The following is a 2,151-nucleotide window of genomic DNA, read 5'->3' as shown; positions in this document are numbered from 1 at the left end:
CTCGGGCAGCGCCTCGCCGTCCTTCAGCCCCAGCGCCAGCAGCAGCGCGTCCGAGGGCGTCGGCTCGAATGGCTTGCGCAGCAGCGTCATGCCCGCCTGCGCCGGCGTCCGGTCCGCCTTCCGGTGATTGTCGGCCGTGCACGCCGCGACCGTGTTGAGCCAGGTGTCGCGTCCGCCGTGCGAGCGGGGCACCACATGGTCGACCGTCGTGGCACGGCGCCCGCAGTACGCGCACCGGTGCTGGTCCCGCACCAGCACGCCGCGCCGCGACCACGACGCCCGTTGTCGGAAGGGCACTTTGACATAACGGCAGAGCCTGATCACCTGGGGCACCGGGAGGTCGAACTGCGCGGCACGCACCCGCAGGCCGGGGTGGGACTGTTCGACGACGGCCTTGTCCTGCATGACCAGCACCACCGCACGCCGCAGCGGTACCGTCGACAACGGCTCGAAACTCGCGTTCAGGATCAGCGTCTCGCGCATCCCGTCCACCTCCCACTCACCGTCCCGCCCCGGCGGCGGGTGGCTCCACTGTGCCGGTGTGCCCGCAGGCCGACAACGCAATTTCCTTACGCTGTACAGGAAATGGCGGCGGTGGAAAGTCCGGAGGAGAAGCGGGCGAAGAACGGGGGACGGGAGGGGGAACAAACGGCAGCCGACGCGGTCGTCCGGCTCCCGGCCGGACTCCGGCGGACAGCTGGCGCAGATGAGGCGCCGTGCCGCCCCCGCCGCGCCAAGGGCGCGCCACGGTGCCGACTGCCTGAGTACTACGTTGCGCCGAGCGGCCCACACGGCGCAACGTATTTTCGGCCCGGATCCCCACCGGCTCCCACGGTGCCCCGCACCGGGAGGGAGCCCGGGAGCGGTCCGCCGGGCACGCGCCTACTCGCCGGCCGGCACCTCGTACTCGCAGATGAACTGCGCGCGGGCGAGCGTCTTGAACCGCAGGTTGAAGCCGACGACGGCGGGCGAGGCGTCCGCGTCGGGCCCCAGCTGCTCCGCGCCGACCGCGTACACCGTGAACACATACCGGTGCGGGCCGTCACCGGGCGGCGGGGCCGCGCCCCCGAATTCCCGGGTGCCGTAGTCGTTGCGGACGTGCACCGCGCCCGCGGGGAGCCCCTTCATGTCACCCGATCCGGCACCGGTGGGCAGCTCGGTCACATCGGCGGGGATATCGAACACCGACCAGTGCCAGAAGCCGCTCCCCGTCGGCGCGTCCGGGTCGAAGCAGGTGACCGCGAAGCTCTCGGTCTCCGGCGGGAAGCCGCTCCAGCTCAGCTGGGGCGAGGTGTTCCCCTCGGCGTACACCTGTGCGGAACCCAGCGTGCCGCCCTCCGTCATGTCCGCGCTCCCGACCTGGAACGAGGGCACCTGGGGGTGGAAGTCGTGGGGGAGCGGGCGCCGCTGCTGCTCGGTCACGTCGGTACCTCCTCATACTCGTACGCGAATCGCTGTAGCGGCCAGCCTAACGAGCCCGCACGCCGGTCTTTGCCACCATGGCCACGTACGTCGGGGAGCGCCCCGTACCGCTGCCCCCGTGCCCGCTGCCAGAACACCCAGAGACCGACCACGACGAGACGCCGAAGCGGTGGTACGACCATGACCAGCTCCGTGGAACTCCCCGAACTGCCCCAGGACGACCTGCCCCGCCTGTTTGACGGATCCATGCCGGCCGGCGTCTACCGCCTGCCCTCGGTGGGGCCGGACGCGCTGATGCAAGCGGACGCTGCGGGCTGGGTCGACGCCGTCGTGGACCTCGCCGGCGCCACCGGCAAGGAGGACTTCATGGACCGGTGCGTGGCCGGTCTCGAACTCCCCGGATACTTCGGCCGCAACTGGGACGCACTCGCCGACCTGCTCACCGACCTCTCCTGGTGGGGCGAGGGCCGCGGCTATCTGGTGCTCATGACCAGCTGGACCGACTTCGAGGCGGCCGTGCCCCGGGAGGCCGACGCCGCCGCGGAGGTCTTCACGGCGGCGGTCGGCTTCTGGTCGGTGCGCGACACCCCGCTGGCGGTGCTGCTCGGCTAGATGATTGATGTGCTTTCGCTCTGTCTGGAACGGCGAAGAGTGCCCAGGATTGGTGCTGAGAACACTGGCTCGACCCGTGGGGCGTGCTGTGAACACCGATCTGGACACTCTCCTGAC

3 protein-coding genes are annotated in these 2,151 nt (G+C 70.9%); 1 reads left to right on the top strand and 2 read right to left on the bottom strand.

The window, feature by feature from the left end:
- Together G5C65_RS36000 and G5C65_RS35995 are read right to left on the bottom strand one after the other, a co-directional pair.
- Positions 1-483, bottom strand: a 483-nt coding sequence (locus G5C65_RS36000) for an HNH endonuclease (RefSeq protein WP_165303259.1), incomplete at its 3' end; no start/stop codon positions are given.
- A 399-nt stretch (positions 484-882) separates the two neighbouring features.
- Positions 883-1,422: a YbhB/YbcL family Raf kinase inhibitor-like protein gene (locus tag G5C65_RS35995; protein ID WP_165303258.1), complete on the bottom strand. Its 540-nt coding sequence runs from the start codon at positions 1,420-1,422 to the stop codon at positions 883-885.
- Between the two features lie 180 nt (positions 1,423-1,602).
- Here G5C65_RS35995 and G5C65_RS35990 point away from each other — a divergent pair, with 180 nt between their 5' ends.
- Complete coding sequence (locus G5C65_RS35990) at positions 1,603-2,034, top strand: barstar family protein (protein ID WP_165303257.1); 432 nt, start codon at positions 1,603-1,605, stop codon at positions 2,032-2,034.
- Positions 2,035-2,151 lie beyond the last annotated feature (117 nt).

This window comes from Streptomyces boncukensis (genome assembly GCF_011045075.1).
GTDB lineage: Bacteria > Actinomycetota > Actinomycetes > Streptomycetales > Streptomycetaceae > Streptomyces > Streptomyces boncukensis.
Note: the sequence above shows the minus strand (reverse complement) of the source record. Positions and strands in the feature narration are given on the sequence as shown.

What these genes read in the sequence shown, in the direction of transcription:
- G5C65_RS35990 (WP_165303257.1), top strand. Translation starts at nt 1,603, where the DNA reads ATGACCAGCTCCGTGGAACTCCCCGAACTGCCCCAGGACGACCTGCCC.